This window comes from Telluria sp. ZB2R32 (assembly GCF_059685715.1).
The window spans coordinates 579,395-602,434 of the sequence record NZ_JCASIG010000003.1 but is presented as its reverse complement, the minus strand read 5'-3'; the positions used below and the strand labels follow the sequence as shown (position 1 = coordinate 602,434).

Below are 23,040 nucleotides of genomic sequence, written 5' to 3'. Positions count from 1 at the left end.
GGTGGTTTGTTCTTTATAACTGCATCAAGTCAATCAAAATCTGCCGGGTATTGAGCGGCACGCCGCCCAGGTGGTGCGCCAGCAGGAAGCGCATCAATTGCTTGCTCTGTGCTTGCGTGGCCGGGTCCGCATAATCCTCGCGTTCCATGTCGAGCAGGGTCTTGCCGCTGACGACGGGCCAGACGTCGGATACGCGGGCTTCGCGCGCGCCCTTTTCCGGATCGACCACATAGTCCAGCGCGGCCTCGACCGCTGCGCGCGTGGTGGTCGAACGCCCCAGGTTGGCGGCGACCCCTGTTTCCTTAAGTAAGGCCCGTTCGAACTTTCGCAAGGCAATTTGTGCCGGTTCGTCGTGGGCCAGCTCGTTCAGCGTCGAAATATAGTGATCGAACAGCGCGCGATGGGGGTCGTCGCGGGCGATCAGCTTGACCAGCAGTTCGTTCAGATAAAAGCCGCACAGCAAGGCCGTGCGTTCGATAGGGAGCATGCCCCCGACCCATTCGGCATCGATCAGGGTGCGCAATTCCTGCTTGCCGCTCCAGGATACCGACAGCGGCTGGAAGGTTTGCAGCACGCCGCGCAATTTCGATAGCGGCCGCTTGGCGCCCTTGGCAACGACTGCAATCCGCCCGAAATCGCGCGTAAACAGGTCGACGATGAGGCTCGTTTCCTTGTAGGGATAGCTGTGCAGCACGAAGGCGGGCTGGCCGTTGATGCGGGTGTCGCGCACGGGGACGCGGCTGCGGCGCGGCGCAGATACGGGCGCCGCAGGGCTTGCCACTGCGTAGGTTGCAGTGGCCTCCGCGGCTGCCGCCGGCGCATCAGGCGCCTCGGCAATGGGGTCGGTTGTCGCCTTGTCGGCGTGGACGGGGTTGGACATGCGGTCGGCTGGTCCTCCGGCGCTTACTCGTAGCCGTAGGCGCGCAGGCCCGCTTCGTTGTCGGCCCAGCCGGACTTGACCTTGACCCAGATTTCCAGGTACACGGGGCCACCGAACAGCTTCTCCATATCCAGGCGCGACTGGGTCGAAATCTCTTTCAGGCGCGCTCCCTTGTTACCGATGATCATCGATTTATGGGTGTCGCGCTCGACCAGGATGGCGGCGAAGATGCGGCGCAAATTCCCTTCCTGCAGGAACTGCTCGATGATCACCGTGCTGGTGTACGGCAGCTCGTCGCCCAGCAGGCGGAACACTTTTTCGCGCACGATCTCGGCGGCCAGGAACTTCTCGCTGCGGTCGGTGATGTCGTCCGGGCCGAACACGGGCGGGTTTTCCGGCAGGTGGCTGCGGATCTCGCGTTCGAGCGCATCGACCTGGAAGCGCATCTTGGCCGACACCGGCACGATGGCCGTAAAGTCGCGCAAGCCCGCCACTTTCTGGGCGAAGGGCATCAGGGTCGCCTTGTCCTTCATGCGGTCCGACTTGTTGATGACCAGGATGACGGGCACGTTCTTCGGCAGCAAGTCGAGCACTTGCTGGTCGGCCGGGCCGAAGGTGCCGGCCTCGACCAGGAAGAGCACCACGTCGGAGGCCGTCAGCGTGTTTGCGACAGTCTTGTTCAGCGTTTTGTTCAGTGCATTCGCATGACGCGTCTGAAATCCCGGCGTATCGACATAGATAAACTGGGCGTCGTCATGGGTCTGGATGCCGGTAATGCGGTGGCGCGTGGTCTGCGCCTTGCGCGAGGTAATCGACACCTTGGCGCCGATCAGCACGTTCATCAGCGTCGACTTGCCCACGTTCGGGCGGCCGACGATGGCGATGTAGCCGCAGCGGAAACCTTGCGCCGAGGTGCCGCCGCTGATGTCCGTGCGGTCGTTGAAGAAAGCGTTCAGGTCGACTCCCTTGGCGCTGTCCTCGCTCTCGGGCGCGTCCTGGTCCGCCGCCTCGTTGCTGTCTTCGGCCGGATTGTGCACGGCGTCGTCGTCTTGAGGAGGGTTATTCTGGGCGGGGTTATGTTCGGTATTCATGCTTCGTTCATGCCTGTTTGGTAGGGGCGGACTGCTGCGCGCCTGGCGCTTCGTCACCCTGGATGGTGGCAATGCCGGCCAGCTTGAGCTGGGCGGCACGCGGCTTGGCCTTGCGGCCGGCGGCCGGGGTCTTGCGCAGCGCCTGTTCGGCCACGTCCAGCGCCAGGCGCGCGGCGGCCTGTTCGCCGGCGCGGCGGCTGCCGCCGCGTCCGAAGACCTGGATGCCGAGTTTCGGAACCAGGCATTCGATCTCGAATTCCTGGCTGTGGGCGGCGCCATGGGTGGCGATGACGTTATAGGTCGGCAGCGAAATCTTGCGGCTCTGCAGGAATTCCTGCAGCAGCGTCTTGGCATCCTTGCCCAGGGTGCGCGGGTCGACGGTGTCGAGCAGCGGGATGTAGAAGGCGCGGATGACGTCGCGTGCGGCGTCGAAGCCGGCGTCGAGGAAGATCGCGCCAAGCAAGGCTTCGAGCGTGTCTGCCAGGATCGATGGACGGCGGAAGCCGCCCGATTTCAGCTCGCCCTCGCCCAGGCGCAGGAACTGCGAGAGTTCCAGCTTTTGGGCGATTTCATAGAGCGACTGCTGTTTGACGAGATTGGCGCGCAGGCGCGACAGGTCGCCCTCGTCGAGGTGGCTGAAGCGCTCGTACAGGATCGAAGCCACCACGCAGTTCAGGATCGAGTCGCCCAGGAACTCGAGGCGTTCGTTATGCAGGCTGCTATGGCTGCGGTGTGTCAGGGCCTGCTGCAAGAGGCCAGCATCCCGGAACGTATAACCCAAGCGCGTTTGCAATAACTGAAGATTCATTGTCGATGTATTGTAGTACGGCCGCTGCAAAGGCGGCGCTTCCTGCTCGGTTGGACGGCGCCGGGCGGCGCGCGCCATGGTGATGTGTCCGCTGAAGTGACCACTGATATGACCATTTAGGCCCGCAGCGCGGCCGCCGGCGCAGCTCAGCGGATCAGTCCGCCTTCGCCGCCACGACGCCGCTCGGGTCGGTCGTGCCATCGTAATCGATGACGAGGGTGGCACGCGCGGTCAGCGGAATGCGCTTTTCGTAGGCGAAGCTGATTTCCGGGGCGGCGCCCTCGCGGCTGATGACGAGGTCGCGGCCGCGGATGGCGTCGACGTCGTTGATTTGCGCAAACTTGTCGAAAGCTTCGCGCATCTCGGCAGGACTGCCGCCGGCTGCTTTCGCGCGCGCGATGCCGTCACGCGCGGCGCGGTACTCGAGGAAGGAAGGAACGATCTTGATGGCCAGCAGCGCAAACAAGCCGAATACCATCAACACCAGGATCAGCCCGGTGAGCGAGATGCCCGCCTGCTTCCCCGGCACAACCTGTTTGCGTGCGTCCATCCGCTCTCCCCGAGGTGAACCTGCCATATTGCCCGACACGCCTTATTTGATGCCGCCGATGCGCTTCGGATCACCGAAGTTCATCCACACCAGGAAGGCCTTGCCGACGATATTCTTGTCCGGCACAAAGCCCCAGTAGCGGCTGTCGGCACTGTTGTCGCGGTTGTCGCCCATCATGAAGTAATTACCTGCAGGTACAGTACAAGTAAACCGGTCATAGGTGTACTCGCACGCTTCACGCAGCGGGAAGTTTTCCACGCTGTCGAGGTTGAACGAACGCGCCGGTTCCGTATTCAGGATGCGGTGCTCGCTGCCCGGCAGCTTTTCGACGAATTGCTTGTGGTAGACAGGACGCTCGTCATCCAGGTAATCGTCGAGCGCCGTGTACTGGACCGGCACGCCATTCACGCTGAGGCGCTTGTTTTCGTAGGTGATCTTGTCACCAGGCACGCCAATGACGCGCTTGATGTAATCCTGGCTCATGTCCTTCGGATACTTGAAGACCATGACGTCGCCGCGCTGCGGATCGTTGACCTCGATGATCTTCTTGTTCACGATCGGGAGGCGGATGCCGTAGGTGTACTTGTTCACCAGGATCAGGTCGCCGACCAGCAGGGTCGGCACCATCGAGCTCGATGGGATCTTGAACGGCTCCCACAGGAAGGAGCGCAGGAAGAACACTGCTGCGATCACCGGGAAGAAACTGCCCGAATACTCGACCCAGGTCGGCTGGCGCAGGTGCCCTGCTTCCAGCGCGGCGCGGTTGCCCTTGTTGTCGACCTTGATGCCGTCGGCGGTCAGCTTGGCCGCGCGCGCATCGTACTCGGCCAGGGCGGCGTCGGCCGCGGCGCGGCGCTGCTTCGACAGAACAAAAACGTCCCAAAACCAGATGACGCCCGTGACCACCATGAGCACGAACAGGATGAGCGCAAAATTCGCCAGGATTGGTTGCATCGCTTATTTATCTTCCACTTGAAGGATGGCGAGGAAGGCTTCTTGTGGAATTTCCACCGAACCGACCTGCTTCATGCGTTTCTTACCGGCTTTTTGTTTCTCAAGCAGTTTCTTTTTACGGCTGATGTCGCCGCCGTAGCACTTGGCCAGCACGTTCTTGCGCAGCGCCTTGACGTTTTCGCGCGAAATGATGGTGGCGCCGATGGCGGCCTGGATCGCCACGTCGAACATCTGGCGCGGGATCAGTTCGCGCATCTTGGCCGCCACCTGGCGCCCGCGGTACGGCGCGTTGGCGCGGTGCACGATGATCGCCAGCGCATCGACCTTTTCGCTGTTGATCAGCATGTCGACTTTCACCACGTCGGCAGCGCGGTTTTCCTTGAACTCGTAATCCATCGACGCATAGCCGCGCGAGGTCGACTTCAGGCGGTCGAAGAAGTCGAGCACGATTTCCGCCATCGGGATTTCGTAGTGCAGCTTGACCTGGCGGCCGTGGTAGGCCATGTCCATCTGGATGCCGCGCTTGGAGGTACACAGCGTCATCACCGAGCCGACATATTCCTGCGGCATGTAGAGGTTGACGTCGACGATCGGCTCGCGCACTTCGTTGATCTTCGACGGCTCCGGCATCTTCGACGGGTTGTCGACGCGGATGATGGAACCGTCGCGCATCTCGACTTCATAGACCACGGTCGGCGCGGTCGTGATCAGGTCCATGTCGAACTCGCGTTCGAGACGTTCCTGCACGATTTCCATGTGCAAGAGACCGAGGAAGCCGCAGCGGAAGCCGAAGCCCAGCGCCTGCGACACTTCCGGCTCGTACATCAGGGCGGCGTCGTTGAGTTTCAGCTTTTCCAGCGAGTCGCGCAGCGCGTCGTACTGGTTCGCTTCCACCGGGAACAGACCGGCGAACACCTGCGGCTGGACTTCCTTGAAGCCAGGCAGCGGCGCGGGCGCGGGACGGTTCGCCAGGGTCACGGTATCGCCCACCTTGGCGGCGGTCAGTTCCTTGATGCCGGCGATGATGAAGCCGACCTGGCCGGCCTTCAGTTCCGGCAGCGAGACCGAGCGCGGCGTGAAGACGCCGATGTTTTCGACCAGGTTCACCGATTCGGTCGCCATCAGGAGGATCTTGTCCTTCGGGCGCAGCGTGCCGTTGACGACGCGCACCAGCATGACGACGCCGACGTACGGGTCGTACCAGGAGTCGACGATCAGCGCCTGCAGCGGCGCGTCCGGATCGCCTTTTGGCGGCGGCACGCGCTTGATCAGGTCTTCGAGTACGTCTTCCACGCCGAGGCCGGTCTTGGCCGAGCAGGTGGTCGCTTCCGAGGCGTCGATGCCGATGACGTCTTCGATTTCCTTCTTGGCGTTGTCCGGATCGGCGTGCGGCAGGTCGATCTTGTTCAGGATCGGCACCACTTCCACGCCCAGGTCGAGCGCGGTGTAGCAGTTGGCGACGGTTTGCGCCTCGACGCCTTGGGAGGCGTCGACGACCAGCAGCGCGCCTTCGCAGGCCGACAGCGAGCGCGAGACTTCATAGCTGAAGTCGACGTGGCCCGGGGTGTCGATCAGGTTCAGGTTGTAGACCTGGCCGTCGCGCGCCTTGTATTGCAGCGCAGCGGTCTGCGCCTTGATGGTAATGCCGCGCTCGCGCTCCAGGTCCATCGAGTCGAGCACCTGCGCGTCCATTTCGCGGTCCGACAGGCCGCCGCACAGCTGGATGATGCGGTCGGCCAGGGTCGATTTACCGTGGTCGATGTGGGCGATGATGGAGAAGTTACGTATGTTGTTCATTAACAAAGCTCAAAACCAAAAAGGGGCGAGGCCGCCGACGCGGGGCCAGGCGGCGCCGCAAACTGCCCGCGCAATACGAAAAAGGCGCTTCGTGTGGGGCTGATCCTCCCCAGGCGAGCGCCCTATTCAACGTGACAAGCCTGTATGCCAGGAACATAGGCTTTTTCAAACCAGGCATTTTACCGGATTTCAGGGTAGAAAGCCCGGAAATTGGGTGGGGCGGCGCTGGGACTGAATAACGGTGGCCGAGGGAGGTAGCGTGGACGGCTATGCCGCCCACGCGTTCAGGTATCGGCGCACCGCCGTTTCGTCGAGGAAGTAGTGACATAGCTCGGGCTGGTCGAGCCTGCCGTACAGTACCGGCACCAGCTCGTCGAAGCGCTCGACCAGGGCCGGGTCGGCGTCGACGTCGATGACGTCGACCTCGAACGGCTGCCCCGGCGGCGCCAGCGCCTGCAGCGCCGCCAGCATGTCCTCGCACAGGTGGCAATAGCTGCGCGAATACAGGGTAAACCGGCTCACTTGACCGGCTTGATGACGAGGTACTGGGTCACGTTCTCGCGCCGCACCAGCACTGCCACGCTCTTCTTCGGATCGAGCCTGGTCGCCAGCGCGTTGAACTGGGCCGCATCCTTGATCTCGACATTGTTCATCTGCAGGATCACGTCGCCCGCACGCACACCGGCCGTGGCCGCCCTCCCCTCGGAGGCGTCGACGGTCACACCGCCCTCGATCTTGAGGACGCGGCGCTGTTCGGGGCTGAGGTTCGACACGTTCAGGCCGAGCACGTTCGGCGCGGCGCCGGGCGCCGGCTTGCCCGGTGTCGGCTTGGCGGCGGCGGTGGCCTTGTCGTCTTCCAGCGCGACGATCGTGACCGGCACGTCGAGCTGGGCGCCGCGGCGCCAGACGGTGACGCTGGCGCGGGTGCCGATCTTGGCGGCGCCGACCAGGCGCGGCAGGTCGCGCGTCGTCTCGATCGGCTGGCCGTTGAATTTCAGGATGATGTCGCCGACCTTGATACCGCCCTTCTCGGCCGGCCCGCCCGCCTCGACCATCGACACTTCGGCGCCGCGCGCCTTGCCCAGGCCGAGCGATTCGGCCACGTCGCGCGTGACTTCGCTGATCTGCACCCCCAGGCGGCCACGGGTGACGCGGCCGGTTTTCTTGAGCTGGTCGGCCACGCGCATGACTTCGTCGATCGGCACCGCGAACGAAATGCCGTTATAGGCGCCGGAGAGCGTCGCAATCTGCGAATTGATGCCGATGACTTCGCCGCGCATGTTGATCAGCGGGCCGCCCGAATTGCCTGGATTGACGGCGACGTCGCTCTGGATGAGCGGCAGGTATTCGCCGGTGTCGCGCGACTTGGCCGAAATGATGCCGGCGGTGACCGTGTTGTCGAGGTTGAAGGGCGAGCCGATCGCAATCACCCATTCACCGACGCGGATCTTGCTTGAGTCGCCGGTACGCAGGTAAGGCAGGCTGTTCGCACTCACTTTCAGCAGGGCGACGTCGGAACGGCGGTCCGCGCCCAGTACCTTGGCCTTGAATTCGCGACGGTCGGTCAGCGTGACCGTCACTTCGTCGGCGCCCTCGACCACGTGGGCATTGGTCAGCACATAGCCGTCGTCGGAGATGATGAAGCCGGAGCCGACGCCGCGCTGCACTTCCTGCTCTTCCTGCTGCGGTTGCGGCGAACGGCGGCGCGGAATCGGCTGGCCGAAGAAGCGGCGCAGGAATTCCTGCATCTCTTCTTCTCCCGGCCCGCCCTGCCCCTGGCGCACGCGCTCGGTGGTGCGGATATTGACGACGGCCGGGCCCGCTTTGTCGATCAGGTCGGAAAAGTCGGGCAAGCCCGTTACCACCGGCGTCGGGACCGGTGCGGCGGCGTGCGCCGGAAGGGAGAAGGACAGGCCGGCGCCCGTCAACAGCAGGGCCGACAGGACTGCGCGAGCAAACGTTTTGCTTGTCATGAGAGTCAGGAAGTGAGGACGGGATTGACGTTATGGTAAGCCAAAACCCGGCGTCATGTCGCGCATGCGGATGAGGAGGACGCTGCGCAGGGCCAGTAACCGTCGTGCAGACCAGCGAGGCGCTGCGGCGCGGACAGATTAGGCTGGCGCACGCAGGACGCGGCGCCGGGCCTGCCTCAACTGGAAGGCGTCGAAGCGGCCAGCGCGGCCGGCTTCATGTGGTCGATCTCGACGCTCGGACGGCGCGCATGCAGGGGTTCTTCAGTCAGGCGGGCACTCAGGCGTGCCGCAAAGCCGGGCGAGAGGTCGGCAGCCTCTCCCGTGCGCAGTACGTCGCCGATCAGGTGATACACTTCCCACGCTACTATTCCGTCGGCCGTGCGCAAGGCTGCGCAGGCCAGCTCGTGGTCGTCCTTTGGCAACGCGTCATCGCTCAGGGCGGAAATACGTTCGCGGTTTTTTTTGTTCGTGTCCATCGGTCGTTCCAGTAGCAATGTGATTCAAATAGATGTCCAGGTATCAGGGAACCTGGATTAACCCGTTGCCCCAGATTCGCTGGGGCGCCGGTTATACAACCATGCTACCTACCGACGTTTGTCAGCCGGAAAATCGAGCAAGGGCTTCAATTTTTCGGCGATGACTTCGCGCGCACGAAATATCCTGCTGCGCACGGTGCCAATGGGACACGCCATCACTTCGGAGATTTCCTCGTAGCTCAAACCCTCAATTTCGCGCAGGACAATCGCTGTCCGCAATTCCAGCGGTAGCGCTTCCATTGCTGCATTGACCGTATAAGCGATCTGCTTGCTCGCCAACATCGACTCTGGCGTGTTTATGTCACGCAAGCTATCCGCATCATCAAACCCCTCGGCACGTTCCGAATCTGCCTCGGTCGAGGTCGGTGCGCGCCTGCCTTGTGTAACGAGATAATTCTTTGCCGTATTGATGCCAATGCGATATAGCCAAGTATAAAATGCGGACTCGCCGCGAAAATGGCGCAAGGCCCGAAAAGCCTTAATAAACGTTTCTTGCACCACATCTTCAGCTTCCGCCGGGTCATGCACGAGGCGCGACACCAGGCGCATCAGCCTGCGCTGATACTTCGCCACCAACAAGTCGAACGCCTGCCGGTCGCCGGCCTGGACGCGTTCGACCAGCAGTTGATCACCTTCGCGTTCTGTTGTCACTGACCGTGCCCCATGAACAGCGGCCGCTTCCTACGAGAATGTGAAAAAATCGCCATGGCGGCGTTGCCTGGTCTCGCCGTACCCTGGTACTGTCTTCGACCCGGCGCTTTGCCCTGACCTTTTTTCCCACATCCCTACGTAAGAGTTGGTCTGCTGCAATAAGTTCAAAGTATTTCGGTTGTCGGTGCCGTACGTTCATGGCACCGAGACAAGGTGCCGATTGCAACGCGCAACGCCCGGTATTCTGCCGGTGCCAAACTGTCGCGCAGGACTGGCACCACGTGCCTGGATCCATTCACATCGGCCAGGTGCAAGAGCAGCAGCGAGGGCCAGATGAGTGTTGCGGGCAACAGCGTAACGGCGGTTCCTGTGGAGGCCAGCGCATCGACCCCCACCTCCTGTTGTACCGTCAGGTGCATGGCGCCGGTTCCAGATACATCAATCCGGTGCGTCTTTGTAGCGCCCGCCCATCCGTGCAAGGAACAGAGCGCTGCAAGCAGGAAAAACGCCGCACAAAACGGGGCGCCGGCGACGCGTTCGGGCAACAAGATGCCGACGATAAAAGCTGCGCACAGCTGCGCCAGCGCGAACAGCAGCAGGGCTGCGCGCAAGCGGCGTGACGGCGCAATACGTGCGGACACGGCAAGGGACACGGCAAAGAGAGGAAAGTAAAACGAAACGCCTGCCGCGCGCGGGGTGCGGCAGGGTCAGGCGTCCGATCCGTTAGACAGGACCGGACGCGGCAGGTTCAACCTGAGCGCGCGAAAAAGCCTCCATGGCTGCGTTGCATCGTCTCGTCGTACTAGCGTACTGTCTTCGACGATGCGCCTTGCCCTGAAGGCTTTTTCACACGCTCAACTATTAAACTTTGGCGAAGACCAGGGTACCGTTGGTACCACCGAACCCAAACGAGTTCTTCACCGCGTAATCGATCTGCATGTCGCGGGCGGTGTTCGCCACGAAGTCCAGATCGCAGGCCGGATCCTGGTTGAACAGGTTGATCGTCGGTGGCGAGACCTGGTTGTGGATCGCCAGCACCGTGAACACCGATTCGAGGCCGCCGGCGCCGCCCAGCAAATGGCCGGTCATCGACTTGGTCGAATTGACCACCAGCTTGCCGGCATGGTCGCCGAAGGTGCGCTTGATGCCCTGCACTTCCGCGAGGTCGCCCAGCGGCGTCGAGGTGCCGTGTGCGTTCACGTAATGTACCTGGTCGGCGTTGATGCCGGCATTGGCCATGGCCGAGACCATGCAGCGGCTTGCGCCACTGCCGTCTTCCATCGGCGCCGTGATGTGGTTCGCGTCGGCGCTCATGCCGAAGCCCAGCAACTCGGCGTAGATCTTCGCGCCGCGCGCCTTGGCGTGCTCGTACTCTTCCAGCACCATGACACCGGCGCCCTCGCCCAGAACGAAGCCGTCGCGGTCGCGGTCCCAGGGACGCGACGCCGTGGCTGGATCTTCGTTGCGCGACGACAGCGCGCGTGCCGAGGCGAAACCGCCCAGGCCCAGTGGCGAGATGGTCGACTCGGCACCGCCGGCGATCATCACGTCGGCGTCGCCGTATTCGATCAGGCGGCCAGCCGCGCCGATGCAATGCAGGCCGGTGGTGCAGGCCGTGACGATGGCGAGGTTCGGACCACGCAGGCCGTATTTGATCGAGAGGTCGCCCGAGATCATGTTGATGATCGACGCCGGCACGAAGAACGGCGAAATGCGGCGCGGGCCGCGCTTGTCGTACTCGTCCTTCTGCTCTTCGATCCGCGGCAAGCCGCCGATACCCGAACCGACAATCACGCCGATGCGGTCGGCGTTTTCTTCAGTGACTTCGAGACCCGAATCCTGCAGGGCCTGGATGCCGGCCGCCATGCCGAAATGGATAAACGTATCCATGTTGCGGGCTTCCTTGGCGGGGATGTAATCCTCGATATTGAAGCCTTTGACTTCGCCCGCAAAGCGGGTCGAAAACGGCGTGGCATCGAACCTGGTGATGTTGGCAATGCCCGACTTGCCGGCCAGTGCCGCGTCCCACGCTTCGGCAATCGAATTGCCGATAGGTGAAATGCAGCCCAGGCCGGTAATGACGACGCGGCGGTTGCGTGAACGGCTCAAGCGATTCTCCCGGAAACTAAAACAGCTTTGGCCCGCTTAGGCCTTAACGTGCGCGGTCGCGTAGTCGATTGCCTGCTTGACCGTGGTGATCTTCTCAGCCTGCTCGTCAGGGATTTCCATTTCGAACTCGTCTTCCAGGGCCATCACCAGTTCGACGGTGTCCAGGGAATCTGCGCCGAGGTCGTCAACGAACGAGGACTCGATTTTGATGTCGGCTTCTGCAACACCCAGTTGCTCAGCGACGATTTTTTTAACGCGTTGTTCGATATCCGACATGTTATGGCTCCATTAGGTATGTGTTGCGGAAAGTGCGCGCATTTTATCAGGTTTGCGCGCTGAAAAACTATTTTCGGCGTCTGCCGCTAATTCAGCAGGAACGCCTGCTAAAAGATGAGATTCTGCCGCGATTCATTATGGCGCATTTCGCTCGTACGCCCCGCGCGACTAGAAACCAACCTCAATTCATGTACATCCCGCCATTCACGTGCAACGTGGTGCCGGTGACGTACGCGGCATTCGGGCCGGCCAGGAAAGCCACCGCATGGGCGATGTCTTCCGGCTGGCCGAGGCGGCCCAGCGGGATCTGCGTGAGCAGCGCTTCGTGCTGGCCTTCGCCCAGCCCTTTGGTCATGTCGGTATCGATGAAACCGGGCGCCACGCAATTGACAGTGATGTTGCGGCTGCCGATTTCGCGCGCCAGCGCACGCGTCATGCCGGCCACGCCCGCTTTCGCGGCGGCGTAGTTCATCTGGCCCGGATTGCCGGACGAACCGACGACCGAGGTGATGTTGATGATGCGTCCCTGCTTCGCTTTCATCATGCCGCGCAGCACGGCGCGCGACAGGCGGCCGACGGCGGTGAGGTTGGTCGCGATCACGCTGTCCCACTCCTCGTCCTTCATGCGCATGGCCAGGTTGTCCTGGGTGATGCCGGCATTGTTGACGAGGATGGCGACGGCGCCGAAGGTCTTCTGAATCTCGTCCATGACGGCCGTGCAATTGGCCGCGTCGGTGACGTTCAGCACCAGGCCCTTGCCGCCGAATTCGGCCAGGTAGGCCGTGATCGCTTCCGCGCCGGATTCACTGGTGGCGGTACCGACCACGGTAGCGCCCTGGCGTGCCAGCTCGAGTGCGATGGCCTTGCCGATGCCGCGCGAGGCGCCGGTAACGAGAGCGACTTGGTTCTGCAGGTTCATGTAGTTCTTTTCCTTATCTAATCAGCGAGCTTAAGCCGCCTTGATGCTTGCGAGTACGCGCTCGAGCGCAGCCTGGTCCGTCAGCGCTTCGCCGACGAGCACCGGATCGATGCGCTTGGCCATGCCGATCAGGGTCTTGCTTGGCGCGCATTCGATGACTTGCGTGACGCCCTCGGCCGCCATCTTCTGCATCGTCTCGACCCAGCGCACGGCGCCGGCGGCCTGGCGCACCAGGGCGTCCTTGATCGCTGCCGGGTCGTTCAGGATAGCGACGTCGACGTTGTTGATCAAATCGATACGGGGCGCGTTGAACGTCAGCTTTTCCATGTAGTCGCGCAGGCGATCCGAGGCGGGTTTGAGCAGCGACGAGTGGAACGGCGCCGAGACGGCCAGTTTCATGGCGCGCTTGGCGCCCCTGGCCTTGGCGATCTCGCAGGCGCGGTCGATCGCGGCGGCGTGGCCGGCGATCACGATCTGGGTCGGCTCGTTGAAGTTTACGGCTTCCACCACCTCGCCCTGGGCGGCTTCCAGGCAGACAGCGCGCACGTCGTCGGCCTGCAGGCCCAGCACGACGGCCATGCCGCCCTGCCCGACCGGCACTGCTTCCTGCATCGACTGCGCGCGGAAGCGCACCAGCGGCACCGCATCCTTGAAATCGATCACGCCGGCGGCCACCAGGGCCGAGTATTCGCCCAGGCTGTGGCCGGCAACGATCGATGGCGCCGGACCGCCGGCGGCGATCCAGGCGCGGTACACGGCCACCGCCGCGGTCAGCATGACCGGCTGGGTATTGGTGGTGAGGTCGAGGTCTTCCTTCGGACCTTCGGCGATTAATTTACCGATATCCATGCCCAGTGCGTCGGAAGCTTCGGCCACGGTTTGCTCGACGACAGGGTTGCCGGCGAAGCCGTTCAGCATGCCGACCGCTTGCGCGCCCTGGCCGGTAAACAGGAATGCGAATTTGCTCATCTTCTTTTTCGTCCTTGTGAATTCTTCAGCGTCGCTGATGGCTTACATGCGCGCGAGGATCGCGCCCCAGGTAAAGCCACCGCCGACGCCTTCCATGAGGATATTGTCGCCTGCTTTGATGCGACCATCGCGCACGGCTAGATCGAGCGCCAGCGGGATCGAGGCGGCCGAGGTATTGCCGTGCTCGTCGACGGTGACGACCATGCGCTCGATCGGCAGGCCCAGCTTCTTGGCCGTGCTCTTCATGATGCGGATGTTGGCCTGGTGCGGGATCAGCCAGTCGACGTCGGATGCCTGCATCTGCGCGGCATCGAGCACTTCGGTGGCGACTTCTTCCAGTACGGTGACGGCCAGCTTGAACACGGCCTGGCCATCCATGTGCAGGAAACCGCCGCTGGCGGCGCTGCCGGCCGGGTTCGGCGGGATCGACAGGATGTCGGCATGGGTACCGTCGGCATGCAGCTTCGAGGCCAGGATGCCGGGCTCGTTCGAGGCCGTCATCACCACGGCGCCGGCGCCGTCGCCGAACAGCACGCAGGTGGTGCGGTCTTCGAAGTTCAGGATGCGCGAGAACACTTCGGCGCCGATCACCAGCACCGTCTCGTGCATGCCGGATTTGATGAAAGCATCGGCGGTCGAGACGGCGTAGACAAACCCGCTGCAGACGGCTTGCACGTCGAAGGCGGCGCTGTGATTGGTCATGCCCAGCTTTTGCTGGACGATGCAGGCCGTGCTCGGGAAGCTGCCCTGGAAATCCGGGGTCGAGCTGGCGACGATCACCATGTCGATGTCGAGCGGCGTCTTGCCCGCCATCTCGAGCGCACGGCGCGCTGCTTCGACCGCGAGGTCCGACGATTGCTGGCCGGCGGCGGCGTAGTGGCGAGCGGAAATGCCGCTGCGCGAAACGATCCACTCGTCCGAAGTCTCGATGCCCTTGGCGCCCAGTTCCGCCGCCAGTTCGTCGTTGCTGACCCTGCGCGCCGGCAGGTAGCTGCCGGTGCCGATGATTTTGCTGTAGACAGTCATTGCGTTTCCACCCGAGTTCCGTCGTCAATCAAACCTGGCGCTGGGCGTCAGGCGTGTCTGGCATCAATTCGGCGATCATCGCCGACAGTTGCTCTTGTACATTATATTTCGCCGCATCGAAAGCGCGTTTAATCGCCCATTCGAAGGCATAGGCGTTGGCGCCGCCGTGGCTCTTGAATACCAGGCCCTTCAGGCCGAGCAGGCTGGCGCCGTTGTAGCGTTCCGGATTGAGCTTTTTGAGGGCGCCGCGCGCGAGCACGGCGCCCATCATCGACAGCACGTTCTGCTTGAACACCGACTTGAACAGGCGCGACAGGCCTTCGATGGCTTTGAGCGTGACGTTGCCCACGAAACCGTCGCAGACGACCACGTCGGTGGTGCCCTTGAAGATGTCGTTGCCTTCGACGTTGCCGTAGAAATTCAGGGAGCCGCGCTCGTGGTCGGCGCGCAGCAGCAGCGCCGTTTCCTTCACGACTTCGTTGCCCTTGATCTCTTCGGTGCCGACGTTCAACAGGCCGATGGTGGGTTTCTTGATGCCTTCCATGGCCGAGAACAGGACCGAGCCCATGATCGCGAACTGGTGCAGGTGGTGCGGGGTGCAGTCGACGTTGGCGCCCAGGTCGAGCATGTAGGTCGGGCCGTTCTTCTGGTTCGGCAGGATCGAGCAGATCGCCGGGCGGTCGACGCCGGCCATGGTTTTCAGGACGTAGCGCGAGACGGCCATCAGGGCGCCGGTATTGCCGGCCGAGACGCAGACGTGGGCGCCGCCCTCTTTCACCAGCTCGACCGCGACGCGCATCGAGGAATCCTTCTTGCGGCGCAGCGCGACTTCGATCGGGTCGTCCATGGCCACCACTTCGGTGGCGTGTTTGATGGAGAGCCGCGCCGTATTCTCGGCGTGGTGTTTTTTCAGCTCGGCGCGCAGCGTCTCTTCGACGCCGACCAGGATCACTTCGGCATCCGGCTGTTGTTTGAGAAAGGAGAGAGCTGCCGGGATGGTAACGGAAGGACCGTGGTCTCCGCCCATGCAGTCGATGGATATTTTAATTGTCATCTGGGGTCTTACCGCGGTTCACGCGACGGTGGCGGCAGGATGCATGCGCACAGGAGGCACATGCCGGTTCGGAACGGAAACCGTATTGGCGCGCAAAATGCGACGGCCAGGGGCAAAGAAAAAGCGGCGCCACGCACTCAACATACGTTGCACCGCTTTCATGGTACAGAAAAGCAAGACGGCGATTACTCGTCGTTCTTGGTCTTCAGGACTTTGCGACCACGGTAGAAGCCGTTCGGGCTGATGTGGTGACGCAGGTGGGTTTCGCCGGTCACAGGCTCGACTGCCAGGTTAGGTGCAACCAGGAAATCGTGCGAACGGTGCATACCGCGCTTCGATGGGGACTTCTTATTCTGCTGAACTGCCATGATGACTCCTAATACTAAAGTTCGAAAATTCTAACACAATCGATTTGCAAAAACATGCACATCGAGTATCCCATTGGCAATCTTGCGATTGCCAATATATTTAAAACGCTGCCCTGACATACTCGACTGTGCGCGCGTTTGACTACAACTGCTTACTGCTTATTCGGATCTACTTATTCGGATTTCAGGTTCTTCAAACCGGCGAACGGCGAGACCTTTTCAGACTTCAGGCTGTCGAGCAGCGTCGTGCCCGGGCAAACCTCGTGTTTCGGCGCCTGCGGCAGGGCCAGCAGGGCTTCGTCCTCGAGCAGCTCGCGGATATCGGCAGCGTGACTGCCGACGATCACGTCGATGCTCTCGTCGTCGAGGACCTCTTCCATTCCGTCGGCTTCCTCGTCGTCGCGTCCCAGCACCAGCTGGGTCGACGAATCGATGCGGTAGTCGAACGGGGCCAGGCAGCGCTGGCATACCAGCTGGACCGTGCCAGCCACCGACAAGGTCATGGTCGGGTAGCCTTGCGGCGTCGTCCCGCCATCGATCGACCAAGCGATCTCGCCACTGGTGTTGGCGCAATCGGCGGCGAGGCGGGTCATTTCCGTGACAGGGGTCACCCCTTCGCGGTGGCCGTTGGTCCGGCAAAATTCAAAAGCGTCGATGACAAAAGCGCTCATTGCAGAAAACGTCCCCGGAAAACCTGCGATAATAACAGGGTTATCCGCGTGCAGTCAAAGACTTGGCGCTTTTTTTGGCCCTGGCGCCGCCATCTGTTGCGGCAAGCCACGGCTGCGATGTCCCTACGGCCGGCATTGCTGCCGGGACGGGCCATCCGTCTGTTTTATTCATTTTCTTCGAACGCGTACATGATACCAAGTTCTACCGCACCGCGCCTGATTTTAGCGTCGAGTTCCACCTACCGGCGCGAACTGCTGGCGCGCCTGCACCTGCCCTTCGAGGCGATCGCGCCGCATATCGACGAGACGCCCCTTGGTGGCGAAGCACCCGAGGCGACCGCCCTGCGCCTGGCCCGCGCCAAGGCCGAAGCGATTGCGCTGTCGCACCCCGGTGCGCTCGTGATCGGCTCGGACCAGGTCGCCACGCTCGACGGCGCCCAGATCGGCAAACCGGGCGACCACGCCCGCGCGCTGGCGCAGCTGCAAACCATGCGCGGCCGCGAAGTCGTGTTCCATACGGCGCTGTGCCTGTGGGACGGCCGCCGCGGCACGGCCGAGGTCGAGAATGTGCAGGTGTTCGTGCGCTTTCGCGACCTGCTTGACGCCGAACTCGACGCCTACCTGCGCATCGAGCAGCCCTACGACTGCGCCGGCAGCGCCAAGAACGAAGGCCTTGGCATCGCCCTCATCGAGCGCATCGACTCTTCCGACCCGACAGCCCTCACCGGCCTGCCCCTGATCGCGCTGACCGGCATGCTGCGCCGCGCCGGCGTGGCCTTCTTCGGCACTTAATTTTTCACTACTGACTCATGCCCGGCACTCTCTACCTGATTCCCAACACCCTCGGTCCCACCGACGCCGCACCCGGCGCCCTGTCCCACGTCCTGCCCGGCCAGGTGCAGGCGATCACTTCCCAGCTCGGCTATTTCGTCGCCGAAAACGCGAAAACCGCGCGCGCCTTTTTGAAGCTGGTGGCGATCGACCATCCCCTCGTAAAACCGCTGCAGGAAATCCGCATCGCCGAACTGAACGTCAATACGCCCGCCGCCGCGCTGGCCGAACTGCTGGCGCCGCTGCTGGCCGGCGAAGATGCCGGCCTGGTCTCGGAAGCCGGCGTGCCGGCCGTGGCCGATCCGGGCGCCGACCTGGTGCGCCTGGCCCATCAGCACGGCGTAACGGTGCGGCCGCTGGTAGGCCCGTCCTCGCTGCTGCTGGCCGTCATGGCAAGCGGCCTGAACGGCCAGAGCTTCGCCTTCAACGGCTACCTTCCTACCGACGCCGCCGCGCGCACCAGGCGCATCCGCGAGCTGGAGGCGCGCTCGCGTACGGAGAAGCAGACGCAATTGCTGATCGAAACGCCCTACCGCAACGGGCAGATGCTGGAAGCGCTGGTGGGGAGTTGCCAGCCGGGCACGCTGGTGTGCGTGGCGACGGATTTGTCGCTGCCGACCGAATCGGTGCGCACCCTGAGCGCGGCCAAGTGGAAAGCCCAGCTGGCGGCCGGGAAGACGCCGGACTTTCACAAGAAGCCGACGGTGTTTTTGTTTCTGGGGCAGTAGACGGCGTTACCGCTTACCCGTAAGGTGGGCGACAGCTTCGTGCCATTGTGCGGCGATGCGGACGTGCGTTGAACGCGTGGGCGGCGCACACGCCGCGTCGATGCATCGTCACGGATGGAGCCGCCCACCCTACATCCTGCTGCAAATGCAGGGTGGTCGCTCCCCAGAAACGCGATCAGATGACGGCGTCTGCGCCGCCCACGGGTCAGTTCACGCCGCGTCGTCGTGCACCAGTTCGCGCACCCAGTCGAAGGCGGCCAGCTCGATCTCGCGCACCTGCTTCGAGGTCAGGTCGAGCTTGCGCAGCGCGGTGCTGAACTCGCGGCCGGTGTCGGCCTGTTCCAGGCGCTCGACCACGTCGAGCATCGCGCCCAGGTCGCCGGCGCGGCCGAGCAGCGCGTTACGCACGTCGTCGGCCAGTTCGACATTGTCGAGGATGTCGGCCATCGGCATCGAAAACAGGACATCGGCCAGCGACATGATGCCGACCGTAAAGGCGCGCTCGGCGCCGAGCACGTCGTCCGGGCGCACCTGCAGCGACATCAGTTCGAGCAACTTGCCGCGCGTGGTCGCCAGTTGCAGCAGCGGCGAGTTCAGTTCGACCTTGCTGCCCGGCGCGGCGAACATCAGGATTTGCAGCCAGCGCCGCAATTGCTTGCGGCCGAGTCCGGTCAGCGCCTCGGCCACTGATTCGATGCGGTGCTCGGGACCGGCGGCGCGGCTGTTAACCAGGCGCAGCAGGTTCAGGCTGATCAACGCGTCGCGCTTGACCGCCGTTTCGATGGTGGCGTCGTCGGCGTCGGAATTGATCAGTTCGAGCAGGTGCAGGATCACCATTTCGGACGGCGTGATCTTGCGGCCGCTGAGGATCACCGGACGCGCAAAATAATATCCCTGGAAATAGTCGAAGCCGAGCTCCATGCACAGGCGGAACTCCTGCTGGGTTTCGACCTTTTCCGCCAGCAGTTTCTTGCCGGAGGTGCGCAGCGATGCCGTCAGGTGCGCCAGCACCGCCGGCGCCACGCCCTGCAGGTCGATCTTGACCACGTCGACCAGTCCAAGCAGCTGGTCGACCTCGGCGCTGTGGTCGATCACGTCGTCGAGCGCAAACTTGAAACCCAGCTCTTTGAGCTCGGCCACGCGCGCCAGCAACGGCTCGGTCGGCTTGACGGTTTCGAGGATTTCGAGGATAACCTTATTCGGTGGCAGGAAACGAACGAAGTCGCTCATCAGGACGACGTCGTCGACGTTGACGAAAGCCAGCTTGTTGCCGACGACTTGTTCGAGGCCGAGCTGGGAAGCGTGGGAAATCACGGCCGCGGTGGCGGCGGCGCCGTCGGTCAGGCGCGCGTCGTCGTGCTCGCCGGCCGCGCGAAACAGCAGCTCGTAAGCAACCAGGTGCTGGTCGCGCCCGAGGATTGGCTGGCGCGCCAGGAAAAATTCGTCGGGCGGCATCGCAGTCGATAGCGCCCTTACTTCGGCAAGCATGTAAACTCCTGGAAACTCTTACTGCGCATCCTAACGGCAGAACGATGCTGTAGTTGCTTTATAGCAGGCGCGGCGAGGCGCACGCATGGTTACGCCCCTCGAACGACTATACACCATCGCACCAATCTTTACATTTTTACATCGAAACGAACGCACTGCCGCGTTGCGCAAATGATCCGTTCGCGCATGCGGATGCGCCGGTTGCATGTGGATTGAATCGTGCCGCCGCGGATCGATTGTCCGCGGCGGCAAACAGCTAGCCGCGCTTGCGCGGGCGCGCCGGACCGGCGGCCGCTGCATCGGGACGTCCCGCCGTCGGCCGGCCGCTGGCGGCGCGTGCGCCAGTACCCTTCGGACGCTGGTCGGCATAGCGCGGACGCGCCGCGCCGCCCGGCTCGCGCGCCGGATCGAAGCGCTCATCGGGACGCGCAGCGCTGGTATCGCGACGCGACGCCGGGCGTGCATCCGCGCCGGCCGCCGCACTGTCAGGCCGCGAAAAGCGCTTGGCGCGCTCGGCGGCGCCGACTTTCGTTGCCGCCGCGCCATCCGGACGACGCGCGTCGGCTGGCGCCGCTTCCGTACGCACTGCGGCCTGCCCCGGCAGGCGCAGGCTGCCGGTACCCGACAGCGGGCTGGCACGGCGTGCATTGCCGATCGGCTGGCGCGCACCGCCGCCGGCGCCGACACGCGCCGCGGCCGCACCGGTGACCTGGGTGCCGCGTTCGATGACGAAGGTGGCGCCCGCATCCTTGCCCAGCACTTTCACCAGGTAGGGCATCACTTCGCGCAGCATCGGTTCGAGCGTGTACGGCGGGTTCAGGATGAACATGCCGCTGCTGTGCAAACCGAAACCGTCCGGGCCGGGCGTCGACACGGTCAGCGTGACGTTCAGCCATTCCTTGGCCGGCAGGCGTTTCAGGCGGTCGGCGAACTGGCGCGATTCCATCCGCTGCAGCACCGGATACCAGACGGCGAAGATGCCGCTCGGGAAGCGTCCGAGCGCCTCTTCCAGTGCATCCTTTACTTTACGGTAATCGTCCTTCATCTCGTACGGCGGGTCGATCAGCACCAGCGCGCGGCGCGATGGCGGCGGCAGCAGCGCCTTCATGCTGAGGAAGCCGTCGCCGCGCTCGATCATGACGCGCTTGCCGCGCGAACGCTCGCCCTGCTCGGCCTTGTGCGCTTCCGCCTTGCGAAAATTGTCCGCCAAAATCTTGCTGTCGGACGGATGCAGCTCGAACAGGCGCAGGCGGTCGTCCGGACGCGTCATCTGGTCGGCGACCCAGGGCGAACCCGGGTAGTAGCGCATCTTGCCGCTCGGGTTCATGCCTTTCACCAGGTTGACGTAGTCGGCCAGCGCCGGCGGCAGGTCGGTACGGGTCCACAGCGGGCCGATGCCCGTGTCGAACTCGGCGTTTTTCGAGGCGAAGCTGCTGTCGAGCGCATACACGCCGGCGCCCGAGTGGGTGTCGATATAGGTGTAGGCGGTGTCCTTCTGGTTCATGTACTCGTGCAATTGCACTTGAACGAAATGCTTGAGAACGTCGGCGTGGTTACCCGCGTGGAAGGCGTGGCGATAGCTCAACATAAGGGGGGAGTTCCAATCTAATCTGAAAAATCAATGCGGCGGCCGCGCGCGGAGCGCAATTGTCGACATTATCCACCACAACAGCGTACTGACGGAATTAATCGCCTTTAAACGAAAAAGCCGCAGTCGTGAAGACTACGGCTTTCGATGCAGCGCCCGGGTGAACCGGGTACCAACATGTTGCGAATTTACGCGACTTTCTTCTCGTCGAAGAACTGTTCATCCTCGGTCGAGCCGTGCAGCGCCGTGGTCGAGCTCTGGCCCTGCTGGATGGCCTGGGTCACGGCGTCGAAGTAGCCGGTACCGACTTCGCGCTGGTGTTTCACTGCCGTGAAGCCCTTTTCGGCGGCGGCGAATTCGGCTTCCTGCAGTTCGACGAAGGCCGACATCTGGCGCCGCGCATAGCCGTGGGCAAGATTGAACATGCCGTAGTTGAGCGCGTGGAAACCGGCCAGCGTGATGAACTGGAACTTGTAGCCCATCGCGCCCAGCTCTTTCTGGAACTTGGCGATGGTCGCGTCGTCCAGGTTCTTTTTCCAGTTGAACGAAGGCGAGCAGTTATAGGCCAGCAGCTTGCCGGGGAACTTGGCGTGCACGGCGTCGGCGAACTTGCGCGCAAATTCGAGGTCGGGCTTGCCGGTCTCGCACCAGACCAGGTCGGCATACGGCGCATACGCCAGCGCGCGGGAAATCGCCTGGTCCAGGCCGTTGCGCACTTTATAAAAACCTTCCACGGTGCGCTCGCCGGTGCAGAATTCCTGGTCGTTGGGATCGACGTCCGAAGTCAGCAGGTCGGCCGCTTCGGCATCGGTACGGGCGATCACCAGGGTCGAGGTGCCCATCACGTCGGCCGCCAGGCGCGCCGCGGTGAGTTTTTCCACGGCTTCGCGCGACGGCACCAGCACCTTGCCGCCCATGTGCCCGCATTTCTTGACCGAGGCCAGCTGGTCTTCGAAGTGCACGCCGGCCGCGCCCGCCTCGATCATGGCTTTCATCAGTTCGAAGGCATTCAGGACGCCGCCGAAACCGGCTTCGGCATCGGCCACGATCGGTGCGAAATAATCGATGTCGTCCTTGCCTTCGGACCACTGGATCTGGTCGGCACGCTGGAAGGTGTTGTTGATGCGGCGCACCACCAGCGGCACCGAATTGGCCGGATACAGTGATTGGTCCGGATACATTTCACCTGCCACGTTGGCGTCGCCCGCCACTTGCCAGCCCGACAGGTAAATCGCTTTCAGGCCCGCTTTCACCTGCTGCATGGCCTGGTTGCCGGTCATGGCGCCGAGGGCGTTGACGAAGGGTTCGTTGTTCACCAGGTCCCACAGCTTCTCGGCGCCGCGCTTGGCCAGCGTGTGCTCGATCGGGAGCGAACCGCGCAGGCGGACCACGTCTTCCGCAGTGTAATTGCGCACAACACCTTTCCAGCGTGGGTTGGTGTCCCAGTCGTTTTGCAAGGCTGCGATTTGCTGTTCACGAGTTGCCATGTTGATTCTCCTGATAATGGTTATTGCCGGGTTGCGCCAAGTTGCGAAGTGAATCTGCTGGATAAATCATAGCGCAGCTTGCGCAACGCACAATCACTCTTATATAAGACATCTGATTAATTTTTTAGTATTTATAATCAGATACTTACACAAGATATTCCATGATATGGAAAGGAATTTCTCAGCATGGAAGCAGCTTTCAGATGCGTTCTGCTGCGCCGTTTCACGAAATGGTAGCGCCATTTCACATGGTGAAATTGTCAAGCGGCGGGGCCATGCAGATTGT

General features: G+C 62.8%; 24 protein-coding genes. 2 read left to right on the top strand and 22 right to left on the bottom strand.

Annotation, left to right across the window (positions count from 1 at the left end; all coding sequences use genetic code 11):
- Positions 1 to 13: 13 nt before the first annotated feature.
- From recO to AC56LG_RS12025, 19 genes are all read right to left on the bottom strand, one after another.
- Complete coding sequence (recO, locus tag AC56LG_RS12115; RefSeq protein ID WP_497166342.1) at positions 14 to 880, bottom strand: DNA repair protein RecO; 867 nt, start codon at positions 878 to 880, stop codon at positions 14 to 16.
- A 23-nt stretch (positions 881 to 903) separates the two neighbouring features.
- Positions 904 to 1,971, bottom strand: a complete 1,068-nt coding sequence (era, locus tag AC56LG_RS12110) for a GTPase Era (protein ID WP_497166341.1) — start codon at positions 1,969 to 1,971, stop codon at positions 904 to 906.
- A 7-nt stretch (positions 1,972 to 1,978) separates the two neighbouring features.
- The gene (rnc, locus tag AC56LG_RS12105; protein ID WP_497166340.1) at positions 1,979 to 2,752 is read right to left on the bottom strand and encodes a ribonuclease III; all 774 of its coding nucleotides are present in this window, start codon (positions 2,750 to 2,752) and stop codon (positions 1,979 to 1,981) included.
- A 181-nt stretch (positions 2,753 to 2,933) separates the two neighbouring features.
- The gene (locus AC56LG_RS12100; protein WP_497166339.1) at positions 2,934 to 3,329 is read right to left on the bottom strand and encodes a DUF4845 domain-containing protein; all 396 of its coding nucleotides are present in this window, start codon (positions 3,327 to 3,329) and stop codon (positions 2,934 to 2,936) included.
- 42 nt (positions 3,330 to 3,371) lie between these two features.
- Positions 3,372 to 4,283 (bottom strand): signal peptidase I, encoded by a 912-nt coding sequence (gene lepB / locus AC56LG_RS12095; protein ID WP_497166338.1) that lies wholly within the window; start codon positions 4,281 to 4,283, stop codon positions 3,372 to 3,374.
- Positions 4,284 to 4,286: 3 nt separating this feature from the next.
- The gene (lepA, locus tag AC56LG_RS12090) at positions 4,287 to 6,080 is read right to left on the bottom strand and encodes a translation elongation factor 4 (protein ID WP_497166337.1); all 1,794 of its coding nucleotides are present in this window, start codon (positions 6,078 to 6,080) and stop codon (positions 4,287 to 4,289) included.
- Between the two features lie 267 nt (positions 6,081 to 6,347).
- Complete coding sequence (locus tag AC56LG_RS12085) at positions 6,348 to 6,602, bottom strand: glutaredoxin family protein (protein WP_497166336.1); 255 nt, start codon at positions 6,600 to 6,602, stop codon at positions 6,348 to 6,350.
- Entirely contained in the window at positions 6,599 to 8,053 is a 1,455-nt protein-coding gene (locus tag AC56LG_RS12080) for a DegQ family serine endoprotease (protein ID WP_497166335.1), read from the bottom strand. Before AC56LG_RS12080 ends, AC56LG_RS12085 begins: the two co-directional genes overlap by 4 nt.
- 176 nt (positions 8,054 to 8,229) lie before the next feature.
- On the bottom strand, positions 8,230 to 8,529 hold the full coding sequence (locus AC56LG_RS12075) for a sigma-E factor negative regulatory protein (protein ID WP_497166334.1): 300 nt from the start codon (positions 8,527 to 8,529) through the stop codon (positions 8,230 to 8,232).
- A gap of 108 nt (positions 8,530 to 8,637) precedes the next feature.
- Positions 8,638 to 9,240 (bottom strand): RNA polymerase sigma factor RpoE, encoded by a 603-nt coding sequence (rpoE, locus tag AC56LG_RS12070; protein WP_192052326.1) that lies wholly within the window; start codon positions 9,238 to 9,240, stop codon positions 8,638 to 8,640.
- A 164-nt stretch (positions 9,241 to 9,404) separates the two neighbouring features.
- Entirely contained in the window at positions 9,405 to 9,881 is a 477-nt protein-coding gene (locus AC56LG_RS12065) for a protein YgfX (RefSeq protein WP_497166333.1), read from the bottom strand.
- 220 nt (positions 9,882 to 10,101) lie between these two features.
- A complete protein-coding gene (gene fabF / locus AC56LG_RS12060) occupies positions 10,102 to 11,349 on the bottom strand; it encodes a beta-ketoacyl-ACP synthase II (protein ID WP_497166332.1) in 1,248 nt (415 codons plus the stop codon).
- A 36-nt stretch (positions 11,350 to 11,385) separates the two neighbouring features.
- Positions 11,386 to 11,625: an acyl carrier protein gene (acpP, locus tag AC56LG_RS12055; RefSeq protein WP_020653257.1), complete on the bottom strand. Its 240-nt coding sequence runs from the start codon at positions 11,623 to 11,625 to the stop codon at positions 11,386 to 11,388.
- A 181-nt stretch (positions 11,626 to 11,806) separates the two neighbouring features.
- Positions 11,807 to 12,544 carry a 3-oxoacyl-ACP reductase FabG gene (gene fabG / locus AC56LG_RS12050; RefSeq protein WP_497166331.1) on the bottom strand — a complete coding sequence of 246 codons (738 nt, stop codon included), beginning with the start codon at positions 12,542 to 12,544 and terminating at the stop codon, positions 11,807 to 11,809.
- A gap of 30 nt (positions 12,545 to 12,574) precedes the next feature.
- Positions 12,575 to 13,513, bottom strand: coding sequence for an ACP S-malonyltransferase (gene fabD / locus AC56LG_RS12045; RefSeq protein WP_497166330.1), 939 nt, complete (start codon positions 13,511 to 13,513; stop codon positions 12,575 to 12,577).
- 42 nt (positions 13,514 to 13,555) lie between these two features.
- The gene (locus tag AC56LG_RS12040; RefSeq protein ID WP_497166329.1) at positions 13,556 to 14,539 is read right to left on the bottom strand and encodes a beta-ketoacyl-ACP synthase III; all 984 of its coding nucleotides are present in this window, start codon (positions 14,537 to 14,539) and stop codon (positions 13,556 to 13,558) included.
- A gap of 28 nt (positions 14,540 to 14,567) precedes the next feature.
- Positions 14,568 to 15,593, bottom strand: coding sequence for a phosphate acyltransferase PlsX (gene plsX, locus AC56LG_RS12035; RefSeq protein WP_497166328.1), 1,026 nt, complete (start codon positions 15,591 to 15,593; stop codon positions 14,568 to 14,570).
- 185 nt (positions 15,594 to 15,778) lie between these two features.
- Positions 15,779 to 15,961 carry a 50S ribosomal protein L32 gene (rpmF, locus tag AC56LG_RS12030; RefSeq protein WP_055936259.1) on the bottom strand — a complete coding sequence of 61 codons (183 nt, stop codon included), beginning with the start codon at positions 15,959 to 15,961 and terminating at the stop codon, positions 15,779 to 15,781.
- A 173-nt stretch (positions 15,962 to 16,134) separates the two neighbouring features.
- Complete coding sequence (locus AC56LG_RS12025; RefSeq protein ID WP_497166327.1) at positions 16,135 to 16,632, bottom strand: YceD family protein; 498 nt, start codon at positions 16,630 to 16,632, stop codon at positions 16,135 to 16,137.
- A 189-nt stretch (positions 16,633 to 16,821) separates the two neighbouring features.
- Between AC56LG_RS12025 and AC56LG_RS12020 the strand changes: the two genes are divergently transcribed.
- Entirely contained in the window at positions 16,822 to 17,424 is a 603-nt protein-coding gene (locus tag AC56LG_RS12020; RefSeq protein ID WP_497166326.1) for a Maf-like protein, read from the top strand.
- A gap of 17 nt (positions 17,425 to 17,441) precedes the next feature.
- A complete protein-coding gene (locus AC56LG_RS12015; protein ID WP_497166325.1) occupies positions 17,442 to 18,191 on the top strand; it encodes an SAM-dependent methyltransferase in 750 nt (249 codons plus the stop codon).
- A 210-nt stretch (positions 18,192 to 18,401) separates the two neighbouring features.
- Here AC56LG_RS12015 and AC56LG_RS12010 read toward each other — a convergent pair whose 3' ends face one another.
- The 3 genes from AC56LG_RS12010 to aceA form a co-directional block, all read right to left on the bottom strand.
- Positions 18,402 to 19,679: an EAL and HDOD domain-containing protein gene (locus tag AC56LG_RS12010; protein WP_497166324.1), complete on the bottom strand. Its 1,278-nt coding sequence runs from the start codon at positions 19,677 to 19,679 to the stop codon at positions 18,402 to 18,404.
- 256 nt (positions 19,680 to 19,935) lie between these two features.
- Positions 19,936 to 21,267 carry a 23S rRNA (adenine(2030)-N(6))-methyltransferase RlmJ gene (locus AC56LG_RS12005; protein ID WP_497166323.1) on the bottom strand — a complete coding sequence of 444 codons (1,332 nt, stop codon included), beginning with the start codon at positions 21,265 to 21,267 and terminating at the stop codon, positions 19,936 to 19,938.
- 188 nt (positions 21,268 to 21,455) lie between these two features.
- Positions 21,456 to 22,754 carry an isocitrate lyase gene (gene aceA / locus AC56LG_RS12000; RefSeq protein WP_497166322.1) on the bottom strand — a complete coding sequence of 433 codons (1,299 nt, stop codon included), beginning with the start codon at positions 22,752 to 22,754 and terminating at the stop codon, positions 21,456 to 21,458.
- Positions 22,755 to 23,040: the final 286 nt, after the last annotated feature.

Excerpts from the sequence above, each read along its gene's own strand:
- era (WP_497166341.1), bottom strand. The coding sequence starts at position 1,971 with ATGAATACCGAACATAACCCCGCCCAGAATAACCCTCCTCAAGACGAC.
- acpP (WP_020653257.1), bottom strand. The coding sequence starts at position 11,625 with ATGTCGGATATCGAACAACGCGTTAAAAAAATCGTCGCTGAGCAACTG.
- AC56LG_RS12025 (WP_497166327.1), bottom strand. The coding sequence starts at position 16,632 with ATGAGCGCTTTTGTCATCGACGCTTTTGAATTTTGCCGGACCAACGGC.
- plsX (WP_497166328.1), bottom strand. The coding sequence starts at position 15,593 with ATGACAATTAAAATATCCATCGACTGCATGGGCGGAGACCACGGTCCT.
- lepA (WP_497166337.1), bottom strand. The coding sequence starts at position 6,080 with ATGAACAACATACGTAACTTCTCCATCATCGCCCACATCGACCACGGT.
- lepB (WP_497166338.1), bottom strand. The coding sequence starts at position 4,283 with ATGCAACCAATCCTGGCGAATTTTGCGCTCATCCTGTTCGTGCTCATG.
- fabG (WP_497166331.1), bottom strand. The coding sequence starts at position 12,544 with ATGAACCTGCAGAACCAAGTCGCTCTCGTTACCGGCGCCTCGCGCGGC.
- AC56LG_RS12075 (WP_497166334.1), bottom strand. The coding sequence starts at position 8,529 with ATGGACACGAACAAAAAAAACCGCGAACGTATTTCCGCCCTGAGCGAT.
- AC56LG_RS12100 (WP_497166339.1), bottom strand. The coding sequence starts at position 3,329 with ATGGACGCACGCAAACAGGTTGTGCCGGGGAAGCAGGCGGGCATCTCG.
- AC56LG_RS12010 (WP_497166324.1), bottom strand. The coding sequence starts at position 19,679 with ATGCTTGCCGAAGTAAGGGCGCTATCGACTGCGATGCCGCCCGACGAA.
- fabD (WP_497166330.1), bottom strand. The coding sequence starts at position 13,513 with ATGAGCAAATTCGCATTCCTGTTTACCGGCCAGGGCGCGCAAGCGGTC.
- AC56LG_RS12020 (WP_497166326.1), top strand. The coding sequence starts at position 16,822 with ATGATACCAAGTTCTACCGCACCGCGCCTGATTTTAGCGTCGAGTTCC.
- AC56LG_RS12015 (WP_497166325.1), top strand. The coding sequence starts at position 17,442 with ATGCCCGGCACTCTCTACCTGATTCCCAACACCCTCGGTCCCACCGAC.
- AC56LG_RS12080 (WP_497166335.1), bottom strand. The coding sequence starts at position 8,053 with ATGACAAGCAAAACGTTTGCTCGCGCAGTCCTGTCGGCCCTGCTGTTG.
- aceA (WP_497166322.1), bottom strand. The coding sequence starts at position 22,754 with ATGGCAACTCGTGAACAGCAAATCGCAGCCTTGCAAAACGACTGGGAC.
- AC56LG_RS12005 (WP_497166323.1), bottom strand. The coding sequence starts at position 21,267 with ATGTTGAGCTATCGCCACGCCTTCCACGCGGGTAACCACGCCGACGTT.
- recO (WP_497166342.1), bottom strand. The coding sequence starts at position 880 with ATGTCCAACCCCGTCCACGCCGACAAGGCGACAACCGACCCCATTGCC.
- AC56LG_RS12040 (WP_497166329.1), bottom strand. The coding sequence starts at position 14,539 with ATGACTGTCTACAGCAAAATCATCGGCACCGGCAGCTACCTGCCGGCG.
- rpmF (WP_055936259.1), bottom strand. The coding sequence starts at position 15,961 with ATGGCAGTTCAGCAGAATAAGAAGTCCCCATCGAAGCGCGGTATGCAC.